22 protein-coding genes and 1 pseudogene are annotated in these 22,442 nt (G+C 70.3%); 8 read left to right on the forward strand and 15 right to left on the reverse strand.

The features are described 5' to 3' along the window. Nucleotides 1–6 precede the first annotated feature (6 nt). Nucleotides 7–858: a phosphotransferase enzyme family protein gene (locus tag BFN33_RS31980; RefSeq protein ID WP_069763654.1), complete on the reverse strand. Its 852-nt coding sequence runs from the start codon at nucleotides 856–858 to the stop codon at nucleotides 7–9. Between the two features lie 213 nt (nucleotides 859–1,071). Between BFN33_RS31980 and BFN33_RS31985 the strand changes: the two genes are divergently transcribed. The 5 genes and pseudogenes from BFN33_RS31985 to mgt all read left to right on the forward strand — a co-directional run bounded on the left by BFN33_RS31985 (nucleotide 1,072) and on the right by mgt (nucleotide 6,380). Continuing rightward, nucleotides 1,072–2,007, forward strand: coding sequence for a carbohydrate ABC transporter permease (locus BFN33_RS31985; RefSeq protein WP_069763655.1), 936 nt, complete (start codon nucleotides 1,072–1,074; stop codon nucleotides 2,005–2,007). Further along, the gene (locus tag BFN33_RS31990; protein WP_069763656.1) at nucleotides 2,004–2,837 is read left to right on the forward strand and encodes a carbohydrate ABC transporter permease; all 834 of its coding nucleotides are present in this window, start codon (nucleotides 2,004–2,006) and stop codon (nucleotides 2,835–2,837) included. Before BFN33_RS31985 ends, BFN33_RS31990 begins: the two co-directional genes overlap by 4 nt. Beyond that, nucleotides 2,837–4,111, forward strand: a complete 1,275-nt coding sequence (locus BFN33_RS31995) for an ABC transporter substrate-binding protein (protein ID WP_069763657.1) — start codon at nucleotides 2,837–2,839, stop codon at nucleotides 4,109–4,111. Before BFN33_RS31990 ends, BFN33_RS31995 begins: the two co-directional genes overlap by 1 nt. A 252-nt stretch (nucleotides 4,112–4,363) precedes the next feature. Next, entirely contained in the window at nucleotides 4,364–5,137 is a 774-nt protein-coding gene (gene erm / locus BFN33_RS32000) for an ErmE/ErmH/ErmO/ErmR family 23S rRNA (adenine(2058)-N(6))-methyltransferase (RefSeq protein WP_069763658.1), read from the forward strand. Continuing rightward, nucleotides 5,138–6,380: pseudogene (mgt, locus tag BFN33_RS32005) on the forward strand (macrolide-inactivating glycosyltransferase). Nucleotides 6,381–6,453: 73 nt separating this feature from the next. On the opposite strand, the gene BFN33_RS32010 reads toward mgt, so the two are convergent. Continuing rightward, nucleotides 6,454–8,718, reverse strand: coding sequence for an MMPL family transporter (locus BFN33_RS32010; protein WP_069763660.1), 2,265 nt, complete (start codon nucleotides 8,716–8,718; stop codon nucleotides 6,454–6,456). Between the two features lie 234 nt (nucleotides 8,719–8,952). Between BFN33_RS32010 and BFN33_RS32015 the strand changes: the two genes are divergently transcribed. The 3 genes from BFN33_RS32015 to BFN33_RS32025 are packed head-to-tail and all read left to right on the forward strand — an operon-like array spanning nucleotide 8,953 to nucleotide 10,925. After that, a complete protein-coding gene (locus BFN33_RS32015; RefSeq protein ID WP_069763661.1) occupies nucleotides 8,953–9,501 on the forward strand; it encodes a DUF1697 domain-containing protein in 549 nt (182 codons plus the stop codon). Beyond that, on the forward strand, nucleotides 9,494–9,859 hold the full coding sequence (locus BFN33_RS32020; RefSeq protein WP_069763662.1) for a DUF4440 domain-containing protein: 366 nt from the start codon (nucleotides 9,494–9,496) through the stop codon (nucleotides 9,857–9,859). The genes BFN33_RS32015 and BFN33_RS32020 overlap by 8 nt, the downstream gene beginning before the upstream one ends. A 46-nt stretch (nucleotides 9,860–9,905) precedes the next feature. Next, nucleotides 9,906–10,925, forward strand: a complete 1,020-nt coding sequence (locus BFN33_RS32025; protein ID WP_069763663.1) for a ketopantoate reductase family protein — start codon at nucleotides 9,906–9,908, stop codon at nucleotides 10,923–10,925. Nucleotides 10,926–10,928: 3 nt separating this feature from the next. On the opposite strand, the gene BFN33_RS32030 is transcribed toward BFN33_RS32025, so the two are convergent. The 13 genes from BFN33_RS32030 to BFN33_RS32085 form a co-directional block, all read right to left on the reverse strand. Beyond that, complete coding sequence (locus BFN33_RS32030; protein WP_069763664.1) at nucleotides 10,929–11,669, reverse strand: sirohydrochlorin chelatase; 741 nt, start codon at nucleotides 11,667–11,669, stop codon at nucleotides 10,929–10,931. Between the two features lie 5 nt (nucleotides 11,670–11,674). Continuing rightward, the gene (locus tag BFN33_RS32035; RefSeq protein ID WP_057611049.1) at nucleotides 11,675–12,553 is read right to left on the reverse strand and encodes an ABC transporter permease; all 879 of its coding nucleotides are present in this window, start codon (nucleotides 12,551–12,553) and stop codon (nucleotides 11,675–11,677) included. Further along, nucleotides 12,540–13,325 (reverse strand): ABC transporter ATP-binding protein, encoded by a 786-nt coding sequence (locus BFN33_RS32040; RefSeq protein WP_069763665.1) that lies wholly within the window; start codon nucleotides 13,323–13,325, stop codon nucleotides 12,540–12,542. Before BFN33_RS32040 ends, BFN33_RS32035 begins: the two co-directional genes overlap by 14 nt. Before the next feature lie 37 nt (nucleotides 13,326–13,362). After that, nucleotides 13,363–14,472: an aliphatic sulfonate ABC transporter substrate-binding protein gene (locus BFN33_RS32045; protein ID WP_069763666.1), complete on the reverse strand. Its 1,110-nt coding sequence runs from the start codon at nucleotides 14,470–14,472 to the stop codon at nucleotides 13,363–13,365. A 222-nt stretch (nucleotides 14,473–14,694) separates the two neighbouring features. Next, nucleotides 14,695–16,023, reverse strand: a complete 1,329-nt coding sequence (locus tag BFN33_RS32050; protein WP_069763667.1) for a sulfate adenylyltransferase subunit 1 — start codon at nucleotides 16,021–16,023, stop codon at nucleotides 14,695–14,697. Between the two features lie 2 nt (nucleotides 16,024–16,025). Continuing rightward, entirely contained in the window at nucleotides 16,026–16,964 is a 939-nt protein-coding gene (gene cysD / locus BFN33_RS32055) for a sulfate adenylyltransferase subunit CysD (RefSeq protein WP_069763668.1), read from the reverse strand. Continuing rightward, on the reverse strand, nucleotides 16,961–17,524 hold the full coding sequence (cysC, locus tag BFN33_RS32060) for an adenylyl-sulfate kinase (protein WP_079141113.1): 564 nt from the start codon (nucleotides 17,522–17,524) through the stop codon (nucleotides 16,961–16,963). Before cysC ends, cysD begins: the two co-directional genes overlap by 4 nt. Beyond that, entirely contained in the window at nucleotides 17,521–18,231 is a 711-nt protein-coding gene (locus BFN33_RS32065; protein ID WP_069763670.1) for a phosphoadenylyl-sulfate reductase, read from the reverse strand. Before BFN33_RS32065 ends, cysC begins: the two co-directional genes overlap by 4 nt. Then, a complete protein-coding gene (locus BFN33_RS32070; protein ID WP_069763671.1) occupies nucleotides 18,228–18,407 on the reverse strand; it encodes a hypothetical protein in 180 nt (59 codons plus the stop codon). The genes BFN33_RS32065 and BFN33_RS32070 overlap by 4 nt, the downstream gene beginning before the upstream one ends. Beyond that, a complete protein-coding gene (locus tag BFN33_RS32075) occupies nucleotides 18,404–20,101 on the reverse strand; it encodes a nitrite/sulfite reductase (RefSeq protein WP_069763672.1) in 1,698 nt (565 codons plus the stop codon). Before BFN33_RS32075 ends, BFN33_RS32070 begins: the two co-directional genes overlap by 4 nt. Before the next feature lie 180 nt (nucleotides 20,102–20,281). After that, nucleotides 20,282–20,365, reverse strand: a complete 84-nt coding sequence (locus BFN33_RS55620; RefSeq protein ID WP_349817346.1) for a putative leader peptide — start codon at nucleotides 20,363–20,365, stop codon at nucleotides 20,282–20,284. A 127-nt stretch (nucleotides 20,366–20,492) separates the two neighbouring features. Continuing rightward, on the reverse strand, nucleotides 20,493–21,065 hold the full coding sequence (locus BFN33_RS32080) for a GNAT family N-acetyltransferase (RefSeq protein WP_069763673.1): 573 nt from the start codon (nucleotides 21,063–21,065) through the stop codon (nucleotides 20,493–20,495). A 17-nt stretch (nucleotides 21,066–21,082) separates the two neighbouring features. Next, nucleotides 21,083–22,378, reverse strand: a complete 1,296-nt coding sequence (locus BFN33_RS32085; RefSeq protein ID WP_069763674.1) for a hypothetical protein — start codon at nucleotides 22,376–22,378, stop codon at nucleotides 21,083–21,085. Nucleotides 22,379–22,442 lie beyond the last annotated feature (64 nt).

The raw sequence follows: 22,442 nt of genomic DNA on the forward strand, positions 1-22,442 counted from the left end.
CACCGGTCAGAACGAATACCACCGCACCGACTCGTCACCGTCCCGCAGCGAAGCCACCCTGCGCTCGAACTCGGCCAACGCCTTGGGGTTGGACGGCGCATGCTGCGCCACCCACGCACAGCTGGCCGTCTCCCGGGCCCCGCGCAACACCGAACATCCCTCCCACTCCCGGACGTCCCACCCGTACGCGGACGTGAACGCGTCATAGGCCTCCGCGGGGACCCCGTACCGGTCCCGGGAGAGCGCCATGACCACCAGATCATGCTCACGCAGATCCGAGGAGAAGGTCTCCAGGTCGACGAGAACCGGCCCGTCGGGCCCCACGTGCACATTGCGAGGCAGCGCGTCCCCATGAATCGGCCCCGGCTCCAGACGAGGCGTCAGCGCGGCCGCGGCCGCCGTGAAACCGTCCCGCCGCTCCCGCAGGTACGCCGCGTCAGCGGGGTCGATCGCGTCCCCCGCAAGCCTCAGCCACCGCTCCACACCCCCCAGCAGCTCACGCGGCGGCAAGTCGAAGGACGGCTTCGGCAGGGCGTGCACGACCCGTAGCAGTTCGGCCAAATCCCGTGGCTCGGCGGGCCGTACGGCGTCGGGAAGCCGGTGCCACAGGGTCACCGGATGCCCCTCCACCAACCGCGCCTCCGGCTCGGCCGCCCGCACCGCCGGCACCCCCGCCTCCGCGAGCCACACGGCGATGTCCAGTTCACGGCGTGCCCGGTCGAGGAGTTCGGCGTCGCGGCCCACCTTGACGACGAGGTCACCGGCGGCGAACACGGCGTTCTCGCCCAGGGCGAGCAGTCGGGCCCCGGGCAGCACCCCCGCCGCGGCCAGTACGTCCCGCGCCCGTGTCTCGTCCATCGTCCGGCCTCCCCGGTCCCGGCATGTCACGCATGCCTGTGTATCGCTACCGCGAACGGCGTCGAGTTCACGCCATCGCCCGGCCAGTCTCGCATTCCCACAGGTGGGCCCGTGTGCACGCTGCCTTGACGGCGCCTGGCCCCTTCACGACCATGACCAAGGCCCAGGCCAGGAGGGCCGGATCGTCACGAGCCGTGCGAAGGAGCCGATGACGTGACCTTGGTGACCGCGACGGAGCGGTCGGCGCAGGGCGCACCGCGCGCCGAGGGGGGCCGCCGGCCGCCCGACCGCGGGGCCTGGTTCCTGGTGCTGCCCGCGCTGATCCCGATCCTGGTGCTGAGCGTGGGACCCCTGCTGTACGGGATCCTGCTGGCCTTCACCGACGCCCAGTCGGGCCGGACCCGGGCCACCCAGTGGATCGGCGGTCTCAACTTCCAGGATCTGCTGCACGACACCCTGTTCTGGGAGTCGTTCCGGATCGGCCTGGTGTGGGCGGTCGGCGTGACCGTGCCGCAGTTCCTGCTGGCGCTCGGCCTCGCCCTTCTGCTCGATCAGGACCTCAAACTGCGCTGGCTCGCCCGGGCCCTCGCGATCATCCCCTGGGCCATGCCGGAGGTGGTCGTCGGTGTCATGTGGCGGCTGGTCTACAACCCGGACGCCGGTGTCCTCAACGAGACCCTCCGCACCCTCGGCCTCGGCGACGGCCGCGACTGGCTCAGCGGCCTGTCCTCCGCCCTGCCCGCCGTGATCGTCGTCGGCGTCTGGGCCGGGATGCCCCAGACGACGGTCACCCTGCTCGCCGGCCTCCAGAACACCCCGCGCGAACTCCACGAGGCGGCCGCGATGGACGGCGCGGGCGCCTGGCGCCGCTTCCGCACGGTCACCTGGCCCGCCCTGCGGCCGGTCGCGCTCGCGATCACCGCCCTCAACTTCATCTGGAACTTCAACTCGTTCGCGCTCGTCTACGTCCTCACCAGCGGCGGACCCGGCGGCCGTACCCGGCTCCCCATGCTCTTCGCCTACGAAGAGGCCTTCCGCTACGGCCAGTTCGGCTACGCGGCCGCGATGGGCTGTGTGATGGTCGCCGTCGTCTCCGTCCTCCTCGCCCTCTTCCTCATGGGCCGTCTCAAGGGGGGTGATGACGCGTGAGAACCAGCACCACCGGCCGCGTCGGCCAGTACGCCGCCCTTCTCGCCTATCTCGTCTTCCTCGCCTTCCCTTTCCTCTGGCTGGTCTCCACCGCGTTCAAGTCCCCGCGGGAACTGGGCAGTCTGCACCCCACGTGGATCCCGCGGGACCCGACCCTCGACAACTTCCGCCAGGCCTTCGACGAACAGCCCCTGCTCCGCGCCGCCGGAAACTCCCTGCTCGCCGCGTCCGCCGCCGCCGTGATCGCCGTACTGATCGCGACCCCGCTGGCGTACGTCATGGCACGCCGCCGCACCCGGCTCGCGAAGGCCGCCACGGGCTGGGTGGTGGTCAGCCAGGCCTTCCCACTGGTGCTGGTGATCATCCCGCTGTTCCTGGTGCTGAAGAACCTGCGGCTGATCAACTCCCTTGTGGGCCTGGTGCTGGTGTACGTCGTCTGGGCGCTGCCGTTCGCGCTGTGGATGCTCGTCGGATACGTCCGTGCCGTGCCGACCGAACTGGAGGAGGCCGCGGCCGTCGACGGAGCCGGGCGCCTGCGGACCCTGGTGTCGGTGACGGCTCCGCTGCTCGCGCCGGGGATCGTGGCGACGGCGCTGTTCGCGTTCATCACCGCGTGGAACGAGTTCTTCTTCGCGCTGGTGCTGCTGAAGACCTCCGACAAACAGACCCTGCCGGTCGTCCTCACCCACTTCATCGGCGCGGAGGGTGTCGCCGACCTCGGCCCACTGGCGGCGGCCGCCTTCCTCGCCACCCTTCCCTCGCTGATCATCTTCGCGATCATCCAACGCCGTATCACGGGAGGCATGTTGGCCGGGGCGGTGAAGAGCTGATGCGCGTCCGCTGGTTCGTCGGAGTCCTCCTTCTGCTCCTGGCCGGGTGTACCGGCACGAGTACGTCCGAGGGCGGTCGTATCACCCTTCGTTTCCAGTCCCTCGCCTGGCAGGAGGAGTCCGTCGAGGCCAACGAGGCACTCGTGAAGGAGTGGAACGCGACGCATCCCGGCGTGAAGGTCGAGTATGTGCAGGGGAGTTGGGACAGCGTCCACGACCAGCTGCTCACCTCCTTCGAGGGCGGCGAGGCGCCGGACATCATCCATGACGCCTCCGACGACCTCGCGGACTTCGCCTACGGCGGCTACCTGGCGGACCTCACGGACCTGCTGCCACTGCGGCTGAAGTCGGACATCCCGCGACGGAGTTGGCAGACCGCCACCTTCGGCGACGGGGTCTACGGCGTGCCCTTCCTCCAGGAGCCCCGCGTCCTCATCGCCAACGCCGAGTGGCTGAAGGAGTCCGGCGTCCGGATCCCGACCCCCGAACACCCCTGGAGCTGGGCGGAGTTCCGGCAGATCACCGAGCGGCTCAGCGGCGGCGGCAAGTACGGCGTGGCCTGGCCGCTCAAGGAACCCGTCTCCGCGACCCTCAACCTGTCGCTGTCGGCGGGCGGACAGCTCTTCCACCGGGGCGCCGACGGAAAGGTCACCATCGACTTCGAGAACGCCGACGAGACCGTGCCCCGCACGATCCACGACCAGGCGAACACCGACCGCAGCGCCTCGCCCACCACGCTCGGCAGCGGGGGCTCCGACACCCTGCCCGGTTTCTTCGGCGGGAAGTACGCGATGGTCCCGCTCGGGTTCTCCTACCGTCAGCAGATCGCGCAGCAGGCGCCGAAGGGCTTCAGGTGGCAGGTGCTGCCGGCCCCGGCCGGCGCCGCGGGGCTCACCCAGGGCGTCAGCCCGCAGACCCTTTCCGTGGCCGAGGACAGCCCCCACAAGAAGGCGGCCGTCGAGTTCATCGACTTCCTGCTCCGGCCGAAGAACATGGTCCGGCTGGCACTGGGGGACTGGATGCTGCCCACCGGAACCGAGGCCCTGAAGGACCCCGCCCTGCGCACCACCAAGGACGGCTGGGCCACCGGCACCGCCCTCGCCTCCCACCTCACCACGGCTCCCGCGCAGTCCGTCCGGGGCTACCCGGAGTGGAAGGACAAGGTCGCCACACCGGCCTTCCAGGAGTACTACAGCGGTGCCATCGGCCTCGGTGAGCTGCGCGAACGCCTGGAGGACGACGGGAACCTGGTGCTGGCGCGCTACCAGCGCTGAGGTAATTCGGTTGTCGGCGTCCAGGGCCCGCGCCTAGCGTGCCCTGCGTGGGAGCCTTCAACGCGATCAACATCTCCGGTCTCGGCCGGGGCTGCACGCACTCCATCCGGATGCGCCGTGGCCCCGGAGCCCTGACCGGTCCGGGGCGCGTCACTTACTGACGCCTGCGCGTCCCCGCTTCACTTTCCCCAGTCTTCCGGTCGGGGCCTTCGTCTGCCCGTTTCCCGTCACGGAAGACAAGGACCACTGGCCATGGGCCGCCCCACTCGCGCTTCCCGCGCGCTCTCGCAGAACTTCCTCACCGACCGTGGTGCCGCCGCGCGCCTCGCCGGACTCGCCGTACCCCGACCGACCCCGCTGCTGCTCGAAGTCGGCGCGGGAAAGGGCGCATTGACCGACTCGCTCGCCCCGCGCTGCCGTCGGCTGCTCGCGTACGAGATCGACTCGCGGCTCGTTCCCGCACTCCGGGAGCGCTTCTCGGACACCCCCCACGTGCAGGTGGTCGAGGGGGACTTCCTTCTCGCCCGACCGCCCCGCACCCCGTTCGCCGTCGCCGGCAACGTGCCCTTCTCACGGACCGCGGACATCGTCGACTGGTGTCTGCGGGCCCCCGCACTCACCGAGGCGACACTTCTCACCCAGCTCGAGTACGCCCGTAAACGCACCGGGGACTACGGGAGGTGGACGTTGCTGACGGTCCTGAGCTGGCCGCGTCATGAATGGCGGCTGGTGGGTCGGGTCGGTCGGCACAGTTTCCGGCCCGCGCCACGGGTGGACGCGGGGATCCTCCGGATCGAGCGCCGGCGTACACCGTTGCTCGGGCCCGCGGCGCTGCACGGCTGGCGGTACCTGGTCGAGCTCGGCTTCTCCGGAGTCGGCGGGTCGCTGTATGCGTCCCTGCGCCGGGTCCACCCCCGGCGGCGGGTGGACGCGGCGTTTCGCTCCGCCCGTCTTGACCGGGCCGTACTCGTAGGGGCGGTGTCGCCCGAGCAGTGGCTGCGACTGCACGCGGTGCTGGTGGCATGAGTGATATTCGAGTTGCACGAGACGTCTCGTCTCGTCTAGCCTTCCTGTCATGACCACTCGCTCGCACATCGCCATGTTCTCCATCGCCGCCCACGGCCACGTGAACCCCAGCCTCGAGGTGATCCGTGAACTCGTGGCGCGCGGGCATCGGGTCACGTACGCCGTCCCGCCCCTGTTCGCGGAGAAGGTCGCCGAGACCGGCGCCGAGGTGAAGCCCTGGAACTCGACGCTTCCCGGCCCCGACGACGACCCGGCGGCCTGGGGCACCGAGCTGCTCGACCATGTGGAGCTCTTCCTCGCCGACGCGATCCAGGCCCTGCCGCAGCAGGCCGAGGCGTACGACGGTGACGAACCGGATCTCGTCCTGCACGACATCACCGCGTACCCGGCCCGCGTCCTCGCCCACCGCTGGGGCGTGCCGGCGATCTCCCTCTCGCCGAACCTCGTCGCCTGGCGGGGCTACGAGGAGGAGATCGCCGAGCCGATGTGGGCCGAACCGAAGAGGACCGAGCGCGGGCAGGCCTACTACGCCCGGTTCCACAACTGGCTTGAGGGGAACGGCGTGACCACGGACCCGGACACCTTCGTCGGCCGTCCCGACCGCTCTCTCGTGCTGATCCCGAAGGCCCTGCAGCCGAACGCCGACCGGGTCGACGAGAGCGTGTACACCTTCGTCGGCGCCTGCCAGGGCGACCGTGGCGCCGAGGGGGAGTGGCAGCGGCCGGCCGCGGTGGAGAAGGTGGCGCTCGTCTCGCTCGGCTCCTCCTTCACCCGGCGTCCCGACTTCTACAAGGAATGCGTCAGGGCCTTCGGTGACCTCCCCGGCTGGCACCTCGTGCTCCAGATCGGCAGGCACGTGGACCCCGCCGAACTCGGCACCGTGCCGGACAACGTCGAAGTGCGGTCCTGGGTGCCGCAGTTGGCTGTGCTCAAGCAGGCCCACCTGTTCGTCACGCACGCCGGCGCGGGCGGGAGCCAGGAGGGACTGGCGACCGCCACGCCAATGATCGCCGTACCGCAGGCCGTGGACCAGTTCGGCAACGCGGACATGCTCCAGGGCCTCGGTGTCGCCCGCCGGATCGACACCGAGGAGGCGACCGCCGAGGCCCTGCAAGCGGCCGCCCTCGCGCTGGTCGACGACCCCGAAGTCGCCCGGAGACTGAAGGAGATCCAGGCGGAGATGGCTCAGGAGGGCGGCACCCGCAGGGCGGCCGACCTCATCGAGGCGGCACTGCCCGCATGAGTGAGGGCCCGTTGGTACCCCGGTCACCAACGGGCCCTCGGTACAAGGGGGTTCAGCCTTCGACGAGGAAGGCTCAGACCCTCAGTGGCTCACCCTCGTCGTCCCGCGCCGCGGGCGCCGCCACGGCGTCCGCGGCCTCGTCGTGAGTGAGGTCCGGCAGCCGGTTCAGCCACTTCGGCAGGTACCAGTTGCGCTCGCCGAGCAGCGCCATCACCGCCGGGAGCAGCACGCCCCGGATGATCGTCGCGTCGATGAGCACCGCGGCCGCGAGGCCCACGCCCATCTGCTTCATGGACTGCATGGACAGCGTCCCGAAGATCGCGAACACCGCGACCATGATGACGGCGGCACTGGTGACGACACCGGCCGTGGTGACCACGCCGTGCTGGATCGCGTCCCTCGTCGTACGGCCCCGCAGACGCGCCTCGCGGATCCGTGAGACCACGAACACGTGGTAGTCCATCGACAGGCCGAACAGGATCACGAAGAGGAACAGCGGCAACCAGGTGATGATGGCGCCGACGCCCTCCGCGCCCACCAGCGAGGCACCCCAGCCGTGCTGGAAGACGGCGACGAGGATGCCGTAAGCGGCGCCCACCGACAGCAGGTTGAGCACGATCGAGGTGATCGCGACCGTCAGCGAGCGGAACGACAGCAGCATCAGCACGAAGGCGAAGACCACCACGAACGCGAAGACCGGGACGACCGCTCCGGTCAGCTGGTCGTTGAAGTCCTTTGAGCCCGCCACCTGCCCGGTGATCGGTGCCTGGACCCCGTCGACCTTGCCGAGCGTGGCCGGACGTACCTCGTCGCGCAGCTTGTCCAGGCTCTGACCGGCCTTGTCGAAGTCGGAGCCGCCCACCAGCGGGACGTACACGAAGGCGAGGTTCTGCGCGTCGTGCAGCTTGATCTCGACCGGACCCCGCGAGGCGCCCGAGGAGATCGCCCGCTCCTTGAAGTCGGCCAGCGCGCCGGTGACTTCGGGTGCGTTGATGTCGGCAGCCTTGACGACCACCTCGGCCGGTTCGGAACCGCCGGGGAAGGCGTCGTTGACCCGGTTGTACGTCTGCACGATCGGCAGCGAGTCGCCGAACTCCTGGTCCAGGGTGAGGTTCTGGGTCTTCATGCCGAGCGCGGGTGCCGCGATGGCGAGCAGCGCGCCGGCCGCGACCACGACCGAGACGACAGGCCTCGCGAGGACACCCTTCAGCACGGCCGTCCAGAACCGGCTCTCCCGGTTGCCGCCCCGCTTGCGGCGCAGCCGGCTCTCCGGGTGGAGGAAGGGGATCTTGCCCTTCTCGACCCGCCCGCCCAGCAGCGAGAGCAGCGCGGGCAGCACGGTCACGGAACCGACCATGGCGACCGCCACGACCATCAGCGAGGCCAGGCCCATCGCCTCGAACTCGGCGAGCCCGGTGAACAGCATGCCCGCCATCGCCACGCACACCGTGACACCCGAGACGATGATCGCTCGGCCGCTGGTGGCGGCGGCGATCCGCAGAGCGGTCTGCGCGTCCCGGCCGGCCTGCCGCTCCTCGCGCTCACGGCGCAGATAGAACAGGCAGTAGTCGACTCCGACGGCCAGACCGACCAGCAGCATCACGGAGTTGGCGGTGTCGCTCATGGGCATCACATGGCTGACGATGCCCATCAGACCCATGGTCGCCATGATGGCGCTGACGGCCAGAAGCACCGGCAGCAGGGCCGCGACCAACGCGCCGAAGGCGATGAGCAGGATGCCGAGGGCCACCGGCACCGCGGAGAGCTCGGCCTTCTCGAAGTCGTCGCCGAACGCGTCGGAGAACGTCTTGTTCATGCTGGCGCCGCCGATCTCCTCGATCCGCAGCGACCCGTGCTCCTTCTGCACCCCCTCGACGGCCTTCAGCACCGGCTCGACCCGGTCACCCGCGGTGTCCGCCTCGCCGCGCATGTCGAACTGCACCAGCGCGCTGCGGCCGTCCTTGGAGATCGTGTCGGTGTCGTACGGCGACGTCACGTCCGTGACCTTGCCGGTGCCCTCGACCGCCTTCATCACCGCGGCGACGGCGGCCCTGAAGTCGGCGTCGGTCGCCTTGCCGCCGGACCCCTTGGCCTGGATCAGCACCGTCTCACTGGCCGGTTCGTCGATCCCGGCGTCCTCGATGATCTTCGCGGCGGTGTGGGTCTCCCCCTTGAGCTGGTCGCTCTCCTTGACGTCGACCCGGCCCGCCGCCGAGCCGAGCCCCATCGCCAGGACGACGAACAGCACCCAGATACCGACGGCAGCCCATCGGTGCCGTGCGCTCCAGCCGCCGGCCCGGGCGGCCAGGCCCCGCACCCTTGTGTCTCCGTTCCCCATGACGGGCTTGCCCCCTTGTGAGCGGTGACAGCCCCCTGCCGCCACCTTTCATTTCGAAGGTATGGGCCGGATAAGGCCATCTCGTCGTGCTGCCCGGTGAGGTGCGCCGGGCACCGGCTCCTCCCAAGGGACCGCCCGCCCTCCGTACTGGGGAGGACCGTGACCCTTACATCTAACGAACCGTGTGCGGGGCGGTGATCGGGGTCCGCACGAGCGCCGTCCTAGGGTGTGGGCATGACGACGACGTACGCGGCGCTGCTGCGCGGAATCAATGTCGGCGGCAGCAGGAAGGTCCCCATGGCCGACCTGCGCACGCTGATGGCAGACCTCGGACATGGCGGTGTGAGCAGCTACCTCCAGAGCGGCCAGGCCGTGTTCACCGCCGACCACGGCGACGAGGAGACCCTGGCCGCCGAGCTGGCGGGCGCGATCGAGAAGCGGTTCGGCTTCACGGTCGACGTGATCGTCCGCGACCACGCCTACCTGAAGGCGATCGCCGACAACTGCCCCTTCCCAGCCGCCGACCTTGAGGCCAAACAGCTCCACGTCACCTACTTCTCCGCCCCCGTCGACGCGGACCGCTTCGCGGAGATCGACCAGGCCGCCTACCTCCCGGAGGAGTTCCGCCTCGGCGACCGCGCCCTGTACCTGTACGCCCCGAACGGACTCGGCCGCTCCAAGCTCGCCGAGCACCTGTCCAAACCGAGGCTGAACAAGGGCGTCATCGCCACCAGCCGCAACTGGAACACCGTCGTCAAGCTGGTGGAGATGACAGGTGCCTGACCGAGACCCCGCCGTGGAGGCCGCCGTCCAGGGCGAGTTGCGGCTCCTGGACCCCGAGGTACGCGCCTCGCCCGAGCTGGTGGGCGCGCTGCTGCACCCCGAGTTCCACGAGTTCGGCGCCTCCGGGCGGCACTGGGACCGCGCGTCGATCATCGCCGCCCTCGCAGGACCCACGGATCAGGAGGCCGGGCCGATAGCGGCGTCCGGGATGGAGGGGGTCCGCCTCGCGCCGGACGTCGTTCATCTCACTTTCGACACGGAGCACAACGGCCGCCGGGCGCACCGCAGTTCACTGTGGCGGCGCACGCAGAGCGGCTGGCTGCTGTACTTCCACCAGGCGACGCCCTTCGCGGGATGACCCACCGGACGCACGGCGGTCGGCACCGCTGTGCGAGGCTCGTCCCATGCGGTACATCATCATCGGGGCAGGGGCGGTCGGCGGGGCCGTCGGCGGGCGGCTCGCGGGGGCCGGGCACGAGGTCGTTCTGGTCGCGCGGGGCGCACAGTACGCGGCGCTCAGGGACGGCGGACTGCGGCTGAGAGTGCCCGAGGGCGAGTTCACGTACCGGCTCCCGGTCGTGGAGGGACCGGCCGGACTCGGCGTACTGCGCGCCGACGACGTGCTCGTCCTCGCCGTGAAGACCCAGGACACGCAAGGCGCCCTGGACGCGTGGGCTCCGGCCCCGGTCGAGGGCGGCGGCACGGCGGCCGAGCGGCTGCCGCTGCTGTGCGCGCAGAACGGCGTGGAGGGGCAGCGTCTGGCCCTGCGCCGCTTCCGGCATGTGTACGGCGTCTGCGTCTGGCTGCCGGCGACCTTCGTGGAACCCGGTGTCGTCAGCGCCGCCTGCGCCCCGCTCACCGGGATGCTGCACCTCGGCCGTTACCCGCACGGCACCGACGAGATCCTGCACCGGATCGCCGCCGACCTGGAGAAGTCCAGGTTCGAGGCGCCGGTCGTGGCGGACGTGACGCGTTGGCAGTACGCCAAGCTGCTGACCAACCTCGGCAACGCCCTGATGGCCCTGAGCGGCCCGGACGACGGCGGAGCGGACAGCAGGTCCCTGCGCCATCGGGTCCGTGCCGAGGGCGAGGCGGCGCTCGACGCGGCCGGGATCCCGTACGCGAGCGTCGAGGAACAGCGGACGACCCGCGGCGACAAGGTCACCGCCGTCCCGCTCGACGGCGTCCCGGTCGGCGGCTCCTCCTGGCAGTCCCTCGCCCGCGCCACCGGCACCATCGAGGCCGACTACCTCAACGGTGAGATCGTCCTCCTGGGCCGCCTGCACGGCGTCCCGACGCCGCTGAACGAACTTCTCCAGGGCCTGGCCAACACCTTCGCCCGCGAGCGCAGGGCAGCCGGATCAGTGCCGGTGGGGGAGTTGGCACGGCTGGCCGACGAGGCGGTGGCGGCTGCCGAGGAGTAACGCCTACGCGCTCACCGTCAGCCGCAGCAGCCCCCGCGCCGCCGCCGCGTCGTACCGCCGCAGCAGCACCCGCGCCACCTCCGGCGCGGGCCCCAGCACTCCGGCCAGGACGTCCGCGTCGGCCGCGCCCCGCGCGATGCGGTCGGGCAGGAAGCCCGGGGCGAGCACGTACGGCGCCACGGCCACCTTCGCGCAGCCGAGAGCCCGCAGCTCCCGCACCGCGTCCTCGGTGCGGGGCAGGGCCGCGGAGGCGAACGCAGGCCGCACGGCGCACCAACCGGTGTGCCGCCACTCCCGCGCGATGTCAGCGATCACTGCGATCGCCTCCGGGTCGGTGGACCCCGCCGAGGCCAGCACGACCCCGGTCGAGGACTTGTCGGCGGGCGTCAACCCCGCCTCGTACAGCCGCCGTTCGAGCGCCGACAGCAGCAGCGGCGACGGGCCGAGCACCTCCGCCTGCCGGATCCGCAGCTGCGGCGGAGCGTCCCGCAGCACCGCGGGGATGTCCGCCTTCGCGTGGAACGCCCGCGTCAACAGCAGTGGCAGCGCCACGACGTCACGGACGCCCTCGGCCGCCAGGGACTCCAGCACCCCCTGCACGGAAGGGATGTTGAAGTCCAGGAAGCCCGTCTCCACCCGCACGTCCGGGCGAAGCGAGCGCACCCGGCGGACGAGAGCGTGCACCGTCGCGGCGTGCCGCGGGTCGCGGCTGCCGTGGGCGATGACCAGGAGAACGGGCTTCATGAAACTCAGCTCTTCACCAGCAGACCGCGGCTGCGCAGCACCCACCGCTCCAGCGGGCTGAAGATCAGCAGGTCGATCGCGATACCGACGAACAGGATGAGCAGGATCGCCTCGAACACCATGGCCATGTCGCTGTTGGTGCGACCGTTCTCCAGCAGCTGGCCGAGTCCCACGCCCAGGTCGGGGAACTGGGCGATGATCTCCGCGGCCATCAGCGAGCGCCAGGAGAACGCCCAGCCCTGCTTGAGACCCGCCACATAGCCGGGCAGTGCGGCAGGCAGCGTGATGTGCCAGATGCCCTTGATGCCCGTCGCACCCATCGTGCGGCCGGCCCGCAGGAACAGCGGCGGCACCTGGTCCACGCCGGACACCAGGCCGTTGGCGATGGAGGGAACCGCGCCGAGCAGGATCACGGCGTACATCATGGAGTTGTTCAGGCCCAGCCAGATCACGGCAGGCGGCACCCACGCCACCGAGGGCAGCGACTGCAGGCCCGACAGGATCGGACCGATGGCCGCCCGGATGAACTTCACCCGGGCCACGATCAGGCCCAGCGGGGTGCCGATGAGCAGGGCGAAGAAGAAGCCCAGCAGACCGCGCGAGACGCTGGTCCAGATGTAGCCGAGCAGATCGCCCTGGAGCCAGGCCTCCTTGAACGTGGAGCCCACGGCCGCCGGTGACGGCAGCTTGGACGGGTCGTCGACGACCGGGTAGAGGAGCGCCCAGACCGCGAGGACCACCGCGAGCGCGATGACCGGCGGCAGGATCTTGTTGACGAGGGTCTGGCGGAGGGTCGGGCGGCCCGTCGCCTGGGTCTCCAGCGCGTCGAGGCCCGCCTCTACGCTCCCGGCGTCCTGGGCCGGTGTCGTGTCAGTGCTGGCCATGACGGCGGATCTCCCCACGCAGTTCTTCGGTGATCTCACGGGCCAGTTCGGCCACGGGCGCGTCCTCGATGCGACGCGGCTGCGGGATGTCGACCGTCCACTCGCGCGCGATCCGGCCGGGCCGGGAGGACAGCAGGATCACGCGCTGCGCGAGCCGTACGGCCTCGCGGACGTTGTGTGTGACGAACAGGACGGAGATCCCGGTCTCGGTCCAGATCCGGGTGATCTCGTCGTGCAACACGTCCCGCGTGATGGCGTCGAGGGCCGCGAACGGCTCGTCCATCAGCAGCAGGTTGCTCTCCTGCCCCAGCGCGCGGGCCAGTGCCACGCGCTGGCGCATGCCGCCCGACAGTTCGTGGACGCGCTTGCCGTACGCGCCCTTCAGCCGGACCAGTTCGAGCAGCTCCTCGGCCTTGCCGCGCCGCTCGGGCTTGGGAACCCCCCTGAGCTTCAGGGCGAGTTCGATGTTCTTGCCCGCGGTCAGCCACGGGAAGAGGGCGTGCTCCTGGAACATCAGAGCGGGACGCCCGTCGGTCGTGATGGCGCCCGTGCTGGGCCGGTCCAGCCCCGCCACCAGGTTCAGCAGCGTGGACTTGCCGCAGCCCGAGGCCCCCAGGAGGGTGACGAACTCGCCCGGCGCGACATCGATGCTGATGTCGTCCAGGACGAGCTGCTGTCCGCCCGGTCCCGCGAAGGACTTCGAGACGTGATCGAGGCGTGCGGCGTACTCGACGGACTCGTCGGCCTTGGCGAGTGTCGCGGTCGTGGCCATGGTCGTCACCTCCTGGGGAACTCTTCGGGGACCGGGATCAGCTGGTGCCGAGACCGGCGGCGTCGACCGGGGACTCGCCGTCGGCCTTGAGGACCTTGTTGAGGATCGTGAGGTCGTAGATCCCGTTCAGGTCGGGCTTCTTCAGCAGACCGGCCTTGACCGCGTGCTCCGCCTCGGTGTTGAGCGTGGCGGCCAGCGGGTCGTTGGTGAACTGGATCGACTTCCAGGCCGGGTCCAGGACCTCGGGCTTGAGCGCCTTGCCGGAGTCCGCCTCCAGCTGCTTGTTCGCCGCCGCCTTCGCCGCGTCAGGATTGGCGTTGATCCACTTGTTGGCTTCCACCGCCGCCTTCAGGACGGCCTCGACCGCCTTCGGGTGCTCCTTGAGGAAGTCCTGCCGCACGATGATGTTCGTGATCACGAACTTCTTGTCCGGCCACAGCGACGCCTCGTCGAGCAGCACCTTGCCGCCCTCGGCGACCAGCTTCGACGCGGTCGGCTCGGGCACCCAGGCGCCGTCGATGGAACCGGCCTTGTAGGCGTCCGGCGTGATCTTGTTGTCGGTGCGGACGACGGTGACGTCACCCTTGCCGCTCTGGGCGTCGACCTTCCAGCCCTGGTCGGCGATCCAGTTGAGGAACGCCACGTCCTGCGTGTTGCCGAGCTGCGGGGTGGCGATCTTCTTGCCCTTGACGTCCTTCAAGGACTTGATCTTGTCCGGGTTGACGACCAGCTTCACACCACCGGAGGCCGAACCCCCGATGATCTTCAGGCTCTTGCCGCCCGACTTGACGTAGCCGTTGATCGACGGGGAGGGGCCGATCCAGCCGATGTCGATCGACTTGGAGTTGAGCGCCTCGATCTCGGAAGGACCGGCGTTGAAGGTCGCGTACGAGGCCTTGGTGGCCCCGAGCTCCTTCTGGAAGAAGCCCTTGTTCACCCCGACGAGCGCGGTGCCGTGGGTCAGGTTGCCGAAGTAGCCGATCTTGACGGAGTCGAGCCCGTCGATCTTCTTGGCCCCGGCGGCGACCTTGGCGGTACCGGCGTCCTTGGAGTCGGAGTCGGAGCCGTAGCCGCAAGCGGCGAGGGTGAGCAGCGGGAGTGCGGCGATGACCGCGAAGGTGCGGCGAAGAGCGGATGAAGCAGGCACGGGAGGTGTTCCTCTCGGAGGCCCGGCGGTCACGGTCTCTCAGGTCGTGGCCGGGAGGTCGGCAGGTCTGCGTCTACGGCGGTGGGGGGACGGGGCGCGCAAGCGGTGCGCGTACGTCAGCGCACACATCGCGCCACTCCGCCCTGCCCGCTGCCGAGCGCGCCGCTGCCTACGCGGCCGCCCTCCTTCGCGAACGTGGAGTAGTAGTCGGTGGAGTTCATGTCAGAAGTCCCACCCGTCGTCCTCGGACTCGTCCTTGACGGGCTCCGGGGACGCGAACGACTCGCCGACCATGCCCGCGGTGAGCGTGGTGCCGTCGTTCGGGTCGATGAGGATGAACGAGCCGGTGCGCCGCGAGTCGGAGTACGCGTCGACGGGCAGCGGCTCCGCGGTACGGATCTTCACCCGGCCGATGTCGTTGGCGACGAGCTGTCCCGGGTGCGGGTGCAGGGACAGGTCGTCGAGCGTGAGCCGGGACGGGATGTCCTTGACGATCGCCTTGACCGTGCGGGTGCCGTGCTTGAGCAGCACCCGGTGGCCGACGGTCAGCGGGGCGTCGGCGACGTGGCAGACGGTCGCCTCGATGTCCTGGGTGGTCGGCGGGGCGTCCTTGCTGGGCACCAGCAGGTCACCGCGCGAGATGTCGATGTCGTCCTCCAGGAGGATCGTCACCGACTGGGTCGTCCAGGCCACGTCGACCGGCTCACCGAGCAGGTCGATGCCGGCGATCTTCGTGGAACGGCCCGACGGCAGCACGGTGATCTGCTCACCGACACGGAAGGAACCGGCGGCGATCTGACCGGCGTAGCCCCGGTAGTCGGGGTGCTCGGCGGTCTGCGGCCGGATCACGTACTGCACCGGAAGGCGGGCGTGGCAGTGGCTCAGGTCGTGGGTGACCGGGACCGTCTCCAGGTGCTCCAGGACGGTCGGGCCGCCGTACCAGTCCATGTTCGCGGACGGCTCCACCACGTTGTCACCGGCGAGCGCCGAGATCGGGATCGCGGTGACCTCCGGGACGCCCAGTTCGAGCGCGTACGCCGTGAACTCCTCGGCGATCGCGGCGAAGACGGGCTCGGCGTAGTCGACGAGGTCCATCTTGTTGACCGCGAGCACCACGTGCGGCACCCGCAGCAGCGCCGCGAGGGCGGCGTGCCGGCGGGTCTGCTCGACGACGCCGTTGCGGGCGTCGATGAGGATCACCGTCAGCTCGGCCGTGGAGGCACCCGTCACCATGTTGCGGGTGTACTGCACGTGGCCGGGGGTGTCGGCGAGGATGAACCGGCGCCTCGGCGTCGCGAAGTAGCGGTACGCGACGTCGATGGTGATGCCCTGCTCGCGCTCGGCGCGCAGGCCGTCCGTCAGCAGCGCGAGGTCCGGACCCTCGGCGCCCCGGCTCGCCGACGCGCGCTCCACTGCCTCCAGCTGGTCCGTGAGGATCGACTTGGAGTCGTGCAGCAGCCGGCCGACGAGCGTCGACTTGCCGTCGTCGACCGAACCGGCGGTCGCGAACCGCAGCAGGGTCGTCTCGGTGAGTTCCGTGGTGGTGCTCATGCTTAGAAGTACCCCTCGCGCTTACGGTCTTCCATCGCGGCCTCGGACATCTTGTCGTCGGCGCGGGTGGCGCCGCGCTCGGTGAGCCGGGAGGCGGCGATCTCCGTGATGACCTGCTCCAGCGTCACGGCCTCGGAGTCGACGGCACCCGTGCAGGACATGTCACCGACGGTCCGGTAGCGCACGAGGCGCTTCTCGACACTCTCGCCGTCCTTGGGGCCGCCCCACTCGCCGGCTGTCAGCCACATGCCGCTGCGCGAGAACACCTCACGCTCGTGGGCGAAGTAGATCTCCGGGAGCTCGATGCCCTCGCGGGCGATGTACTGCCAGACGTCCAGCTCGGTCCAGTTGGACAGCGGGAAGACGCGGACGTGCTCGCCGGGGGCGTGCCGGCCGTTGTACAGGTTCCACAGTTCGGGGCGCTGGCGGCGCGGGTCCCACTGGGAGAACTCGTCCCGCAGCGAGAACACGCGCTCCTTGGCCCGGGCCTTCTCCTCGTCCCTGCGGCCGCCGCCGAAGACGGCGTCGAACTTCTCCGCCTGGATCTTCTCGGTCAGCGGCAGCGTCTGCAGCGGGTTGCGGGTGCCGTCCGGGCGCTCCTTGAGGACACCCCGGTCGATGTAGTCCTGCACGGAGGCGACATGCAGCCGCAGACCGTGCCGGTCGACCGTACGGTCGCGGTACTCCAGCACCTCGGGGAAGTTGTGCCCGGTGTCCACGTGCAGCAGCGAGAAGGGGACCGCCGCGGGGGCGAACGCCTTCAGCGCCAGATGCAGCATGACGATGGAGTCCTTGCCGCCGGAGAACAGGATCACCGGCCGCTCGAACTCACCCGCCACCTCACGGAAGATGTGCACCGCCTCGGACTCCAGCGCGTCCAGGTGGGACAGGGCGTACGGAGCCTCCGTGCCCTCGTCCGCCTTCGCGACGGTCGTCGTCATGCCAGTCCCCTCTCGGTGAGCAGCGCGTGGACCGCCGCCGCGGACTCCTGAACGGTCTGGTTCTGCGACTCGATGCGCAGATCGGGCGACTCGGGCTCCTCGTAGGGGTCGTCGACCCCGGTCAGCCCGGACAGCTCACCCGCCGCCTGCTTGGCGTACAGGCCCTTCACATCGCGTACGGAGCACACCTCGACCGGAGTCGCCACGTGGATCTCGAGGTAGGCCGCGCCGCTCTCCTGGTGGCGCTTGCGCACCGCGTCACGGCTGTCGGTGTAGGGCGCGATCACCGGGACCAGCGTCTTCACACCGTTGCGGGCGAGCAGTTCGGCGAGGAAACCGATGCGCTGCACGTTGGTGTGCCGGTCCTCGCGGCTGAAGCCGAGGCCCGCCGAGATGAACTCGCGGATCTCGTCGCCGTCGAGCACCTCGACGAGGTGGCCCTCCTCGCGCAGCCGGCCGGCCAGCTCGTACGCGATGGTGGTCTTGCCGGCACTCGGCAGACCCGTGAGCCAGACGGTGGCTCCGGTCGTCACGTGCAACTCCTTGGTCGATGTCGTCATCCGTGCAGCCCGCACTCGGTCTTGGCGCTGCCCGCCCAGCGGCCGGCGCGCGCGTCCTCGCCCTCCAGGACACGGCGGGTGCAGGGGGCGCAGCCGACGGAGGCGTAGCCGTCCATGAGCAGCGGGTTGGTGAGGACGCCGTGCTCCGCGACATACGCGTCCACGTCGTCCTGGGTCCAGCGGGCGATCGGGGAGACCTTGACCTTCTGCCGCTTCTCGTCCCAGCCGACCACCGGGGTGTTCGCCCGGGTCGGGGACTCGTCGCGGCGCAGACCGGTCGCCCAGGCCAGGTAGTTCGTCAGGCCCCGCTCCAGCGGCTCGACCTTGCGCATCTTGCAGCACAGGTCGGGGTCGCGGTCGTGCAGTTTCGGGCCGAACTCGGCGTCCTGCTCGGCGACCGTCCGCGTCGGCGACAGCGTGATGACGTTGACGTCCATCACGGCCTCGACCGCGTCCCGGGTGCCGATGGTCTCCTCGAAGTGGTAGCCGGTGTCGAGGAAGACGACGTCCACGCCCTTGAGGACCCGGGACGCCAGATGCGCCACCACCGCGTCCTCCATCGAGGAGGTCACGCAGAAGCGCTTGCCGAAGGTGTCGACCGCCCACTGGAGGATCTCCAGTGCCGAGGCGTCCTCCAGGTCACGGCCCGCCTGCTCGGCGAGCGCCTTGAGATCCTCGGTCGTGCGCTCTTCCTGAATCGCCGTCATATCTGATCTCCCCCTTCGTCGGTGTGCCGAAGGCCCCGGGCGAGCAGCCCGAGGAACTTCAACTGGAATGCGCGGTTGCATGCCGCGCATTCCCAGGAGCCGTGGCTCTGCTCGCTGGGACGGAGGTCCTCGTCGCCGCAGTAGGGGCAGTAGAAGGGGGCGGCCCGCTCGCTCACGACAGTGCCTCCTCGGAGGCGCGCGAGGCCCAGGCGGCGAAGCGCTCGCCGTCCTCGCGCTCGGCCTGGAACCGCTTCAGGACCCGCTCGACGTAGTCGGGCAGTTCCTCGGAGGTGACCTTCAGGCCACGCACCTTGCGGCCGAACCCGGCCTCCAGGCCGAGCGCGCCGCCCAGGTGCACCTGGTAGCCCTCGACCTGCTCGCCCCGGTCGTTGAGGACCAGCTGGCCCTTGAGACCGATGTCCGCCACCTGGATACGGGCGCAGGCGTTCGGGCAGCCGTTGAGGTTGATGGTGAGCGGCTCGTCGAAGTCCGGGATCCGGCGCTCCAGTTCGTCGATCAGCGAGGCGCCGCGCTGCTTGGTCTCGACGATGGCGAGCTTGCAGTACTCGATGCCGGTGCAGGCCATGGTGCCGCGCCGGAACGGGGAGGGCTTGGCGGTGAGATCGAGCGCCTCAAGGGCCTCGACGAGCGGCTGGACCTGCGCCTCCTCGACATCGAGGATGATCATCTTCTGCTCGACGGTGGTCCGGACCCGGCCCGAGCCGTGCGCCTCCGCGGTCTCGGCGATCTTCGTCAGCGTGGCGCCGTCGACACGGCCGACGCGCGGGGCGAAACCGACGTAGAACAGGCCGTCCTGCTGGCGGTGCACGCCGACGTGGTCGCGCCAGCGGCCCGAGGGCTCGGCGGGCGCGGGGCCGTCGACCAGCTTGCGCTTCAGGTAGTCGTCCTCCAGGACCTGGCGGAACTTCTCCGGGCCCCAGTCGGCGACGAGGAACTTCAGACGGGCCCGGGTGCGCAGCCGGCGGTAGCCCCAGTCGCGGAAGATGCCGACCACACCGGCCCACACCTCGGGCACCTCGTCCAGCGGCACCCAGGCGCCGAGCCGGACGCCGAGCTTCGGGTTGGTGGACAGACCGCCGCCGACCCACAGGTCGAAGCCGGGGCCGTGCTCGGGGTGCTCGACGCCGACGAAGGCGATGTCGTTGATCTCGTGGACCACGTCGAGCAGCGGCGAGCCGGAGATCGCCGTCTTGAACTTGCGGGGCAGGTTGGAGAACTCCTTGCTGCCGATGTACCGCTCGTGGATCTCGTCGATCGCCCAGGAGCCGTCGATGATCTCGTCCTCGGCGATGCCGGCGACCGGTGAGCCGATGATCACGCGCGGGGTGTCACCGCAGGCCTCGGTCGTGGAAAGACCGACCGCCTCGAGGCGGTTCCAGATCTCCGGGACGTCCTCGATGCGGATCCAGTGCAGCTGGATGTTCTGCCGGTCGGTGACGTCCGCGCTGCCGCGCGCGAACTCCTCGGAGATCTCACCGATCACGAGCAGCTGCCGGGTGGTGAGGCGTCCGCCGTCGATCCGCACCCGCAGCATGAAGTACTTGTCGTCCAGCTCCTCCGGCTCCAGGATCGCGGTCTTGCCGCCGTCGATCCCGGGCTTGCGCTGGGTGTACAGGCCCCACCAGCGCATCCGGCCGCGCAGGTCGTTGGGGTCGATCGAGTCGAAGCCCCGCTTGGAGTAGATCGTCTCAATGCGTGTCCGCACATTGAGACCGTCGTCGTCCTTCTTGAACTGCTCGTTGCCGTTCAGCGGGGTGTGGTGCCCCGCGGCCCACTGACCCTCACCGCGGTGACGGCTCACCTTGCGGCGGGGCGCTGCGGCGGCAGGGTTCTGCGGGGTGGCGGCCATGGTTGTTACGTCCTTCGGGACAGCGATGGGAAGGTGTCGGCGCGTAGCGCCGTCGATGAGGGGTGGTGGTCGGGCGGCGGGCGGGAGGCTCTTACCTGCGGGTACGGGCGCATGGGTGTACCTGCGCGGCATTGCGCGGGGAGGAGAACGAGAGGATGTGCCGGGTGACGCTGCGGCTCGTCAGCGGACCGGACAGATGGCGCTGGACATGCGGCCGAGATCGACGTGCCGCCGACTCACCAAGGCAATTCCAGTTCCAGACATGACGGAAGCGTGTCACGGCGATCTGGACACAGTCCAGCTTTATCCACCATGTGGACACCCTGGTCTCGACAGGCGAGACCGGGGTGTCGTTGGTCACAAAGATCGCGGGGAGTCTTGTTCCCGCAGGTCAGGCCGGGTAGGCCCCGGGCCAGGGGCCGGGTGTGGGCGCCTCGGCCTCCTCCTCGACCTTGGTGTCGAAGAGCTTGAAGCCACGGCGCTGGTAGTTGCCCATCGCGTGCTCGCCGTCCTTGGAGCAGGTGTGCAGCCAGACCCGCTTGGTGTCCGTCAGCCCCGGCCAGCGGTCCGCGAGATCCCAGGCGCGGGCGGCGCCGTAGGACAGGAGGTGGCCGCCGATCCGCTTGCCGCGGAACGCCGGGATCAGGCCGAAGTACGCGATCTCCACGACGCCGTCGTCCTGCGGGGCGAGTTCGACGTAGCCGGCGGGGGTGCCGCGGTCGTAGGCCACCCAGGTCTCCACGCCGGGGCGCTCCAGGTGCTCCCGCCACTGTGCGTACGTCCACGAGAGCCGGTCGATCCAGTGGATGTCGCCGCCCACCGAGGCGTAGAGGTAGCGGCTGAACTCGGGGGAGGGGACTTCCGCACGACGGATCTTGACGTCGCCCTCCGGGGGTTCGGCCGGGAGGAGATCGGTCGGAGCGGTCTGTTCCAGGGACCAGGTGGTCACGGGGATGTTCGGCATGCCGGTCAGGGAATCATCTATCCCAGAGATCTGTCGATCGAGGCCAGCGGCAGCGCGAACAGCACCCGGCCCGACTGGGACCACACGTCGCCCGTCTGTTCCCAGTACGACAGGGACTCCGACTCTCCGCTCCAGCAGCTGCGGGTGTCGTCCGTGCCGCAGCGGGCGGCCTTCGCGGGGTCCTTCGCGTTCTGGCGCCACAGGGTGCCGTGGTCGCCCTCGGTGCGCGCCGCGCGGCCCAGGTACCACTGGGAGTCGTACGACAGGGCGGGGCCGGAGCCGGACGCCTTCGTGACGTACGCCTCGGCCACGCGCGCGTGGCCGCCGGTGTCCGTGGCCAGGAGGCCGGAGCGGGCGGGGGAGGTGCTGAAGTCGTAGCGCCACAGCCGGGCCCCGGCGTCGCCGTCCCCGGAGACCCACTCGCTCGCGACGAGGCTGTCCGGGGCGGTGCTGCGGTCCAGGGAGAGGTAGTCGGGGCGGGCGGCGCCCGTGCCGGCGGTCGGGCGGTAGGAGGCGACCGCGGGCAGGACCCACTGGGCGCCGTGCGCCGACCAGCCGCCGCGCACCTTGCCGACCGCGTCGCTGTCGACGGTGGCCCGCTGGACGCGGTTCATGTCGTAGACGTACAGCGCGTCGCCGCCGTCGCCGCTCGCGGTGACCAGCAGCTTGTTCTGGTACCAGACCATGCCGGAGACCTGGGAGACGAGGCCGCGGTAGTCGCGTCCGCCGTCGACCGGGACGGCGAGGAGGACCCAGGAGTAGGTGGGCCGGTTCAGATCACCCGCGTCGACGAACGCGACCCGGGCCAGACCCCCGTCGTGCGCCGCGGTGCCGGTGCGGCTCCACGCGGAGAGGATCACGCGGTGGGCGCCCCACAGGCCGTCGTCGTCGGCGTCTCCCGAGGTGGTGACCGCTCCGGCCCGCCAGGAGCGGGTGTCGGCGGTGTCCCAGCAGTACGCGGCGGTGGCCTCAGGGGCGACGGGCAGGGCCCTGCGCTCGCCGGCCGTGCAGTCGATCGCGTCGCGCAGGCTCCGGTCGGCGGAGTCGAGGACGGCGGAGACACCGGCCGGACGTCCCATCGTGGAGGAGAGCCGGTCGAGGGCGCTCTGCGGTACCCGGGACTCCTTCAGGCGCATCGGATCGGTATCGGCGGCCGAGGTGAGCGGCTTCAGCGGCCCGGGATTGGCGGCGACCGTGGCCTGGGAGGCGCTGATCATGGTGGCGGCGGCGGTCAGTGCGAGTGCGGTCCCGGCCAGGAAGGCGCGCAGCGCTTGGCCCCGCTTGCGCCTGCGGTGTCTGCCACGTTGCTTCATACCGTCCTCCCGAGGCGGGCCAACTGCGCCTGATGATCCGTACGTTGACCGAGGAGCAGGTGGG

Source organism: Streptomyces sp. LUP47B (assembly GCF_001746295.1).
Taxonomy (GTDB): Bacteria; Actinomycetota; Actinomycetes; order Streptomycetales; family Streptomycetaceae; genus Streptomyces.

Coding starts and splice junctions, on each gene's coding strand:
- BFN33_RS32035 (WP_057611049.1), bottom strand. CDS start 12,553: ATGGCCAGCACTGACACGACACCGGCCCAGGACGCCGGGAGCGTAGAG.
- BFN33_RS32010 (WP_069763660.1), bottom strand. CDS start 8,718: ATGGGGAACGGAGACACAAGGGTGCGGGGCCTGGCCGCCCGGGCCGGC.
- BFN33_RS31980 (WP_069763654.1), bottom strand. CDS start 858: ATGGACGAGACACGGGCGCGGGACGTACTGGCCGCGGCGGGGGTGCTG.
- cysD (WP_069763668.1), bottom strand. CDS start 16,964: ATGACGACGACCGTCGCGAAGGCGGACGAGGGCACGGAGGCTCCGTAC.
- BFN33_RS32030 (WP_069763664.1), bottom strand. CDS start 11,669: ATGAAGCCCGTTCTCCTGGTCATCGCCCACGGCAGCCGCGACCCGCGG.
- BFN33_RS32065 (WP_069763670.1), bottom strand. CDS start 18,231: ATGACGGCGATTCAGGAAGAGCGCACGACCGAGGATCTCAAGGCGCTC.
- BFN33_RS32050 (WP_069763667.1), bottom strand. CDS start 16,023: ATGAGCACCACCACGGAACTCACCGAGACGACCCTGCTGCGGTTCGCG.
- BFN33_RS55620 (WP_349817346.1), bottom strand. CDS start 20,365: ATGTCTGGAACTGGAATTGCCTTGGTGAGTCGGCGGCACGTCGATCTC.
- BFN33_RS32040 (WP_069763665.1), bottom strand. CDS start 13,325: ATGGCCACGACCGCGACACTCGCCAAGGCCGACGAGTCCGTCGAGTAC.
- BFN33_RS32025 (WP_069763663.1), top strand. CDS start 9,906: ATGCGGTACATCATCATCGGGGCAGGGGCGGTCGGCGGGGCCGTCGGC.
- BFN33_RS32015 (WP_069763661.1), top strand. CDS start 8,953: ATGACGACGACGTACGCGGCGCTGCTGCGCGGAATCAATGTCGGCGGC.
- BFN33_RS32080 (WP_069763673.1), bottom strand. CDS start 21,065: ATGCCGAACATCCCCGTGACCACCTGGTCCCTGGAACAGACCGCTCCG.
- cysC (WP_079141113.1), bottom strand. CDS start 17,524: ATGACGACATCGACCAAGGAGTTGCACGTGACGACCGGAGCCACCGTC.
- BFN33_RS32085 (WP_069763674.1), bottom strand. CDS start 22,378: ATGAAGCAACGTGGCAGACACCGCAGGCGCAAGCGGGGCCAAGCGCTG.
- BFN33_RS31995 (WP_069763657.1), top strand. CDS start 2,837: ATGCGCGTCCGCTGGTTCGTCGGAGTCCTCCTTCTGCTCCTGGCCGGG.
- erm (WP_069763658.1), top strand. CDS start 4,364: ATGGGCCGCCCCACTCGCGCTTCCCGCGCGCTCTCGCAGAACTTCCTC.
- BFN33_RS32075 (WP_069763672.1), bottom strand. CDS start 20,101: ATGGCCGCCACCCCGCAGAACCCTGCCGCCGCAGCGCCCCGCCGCAAG.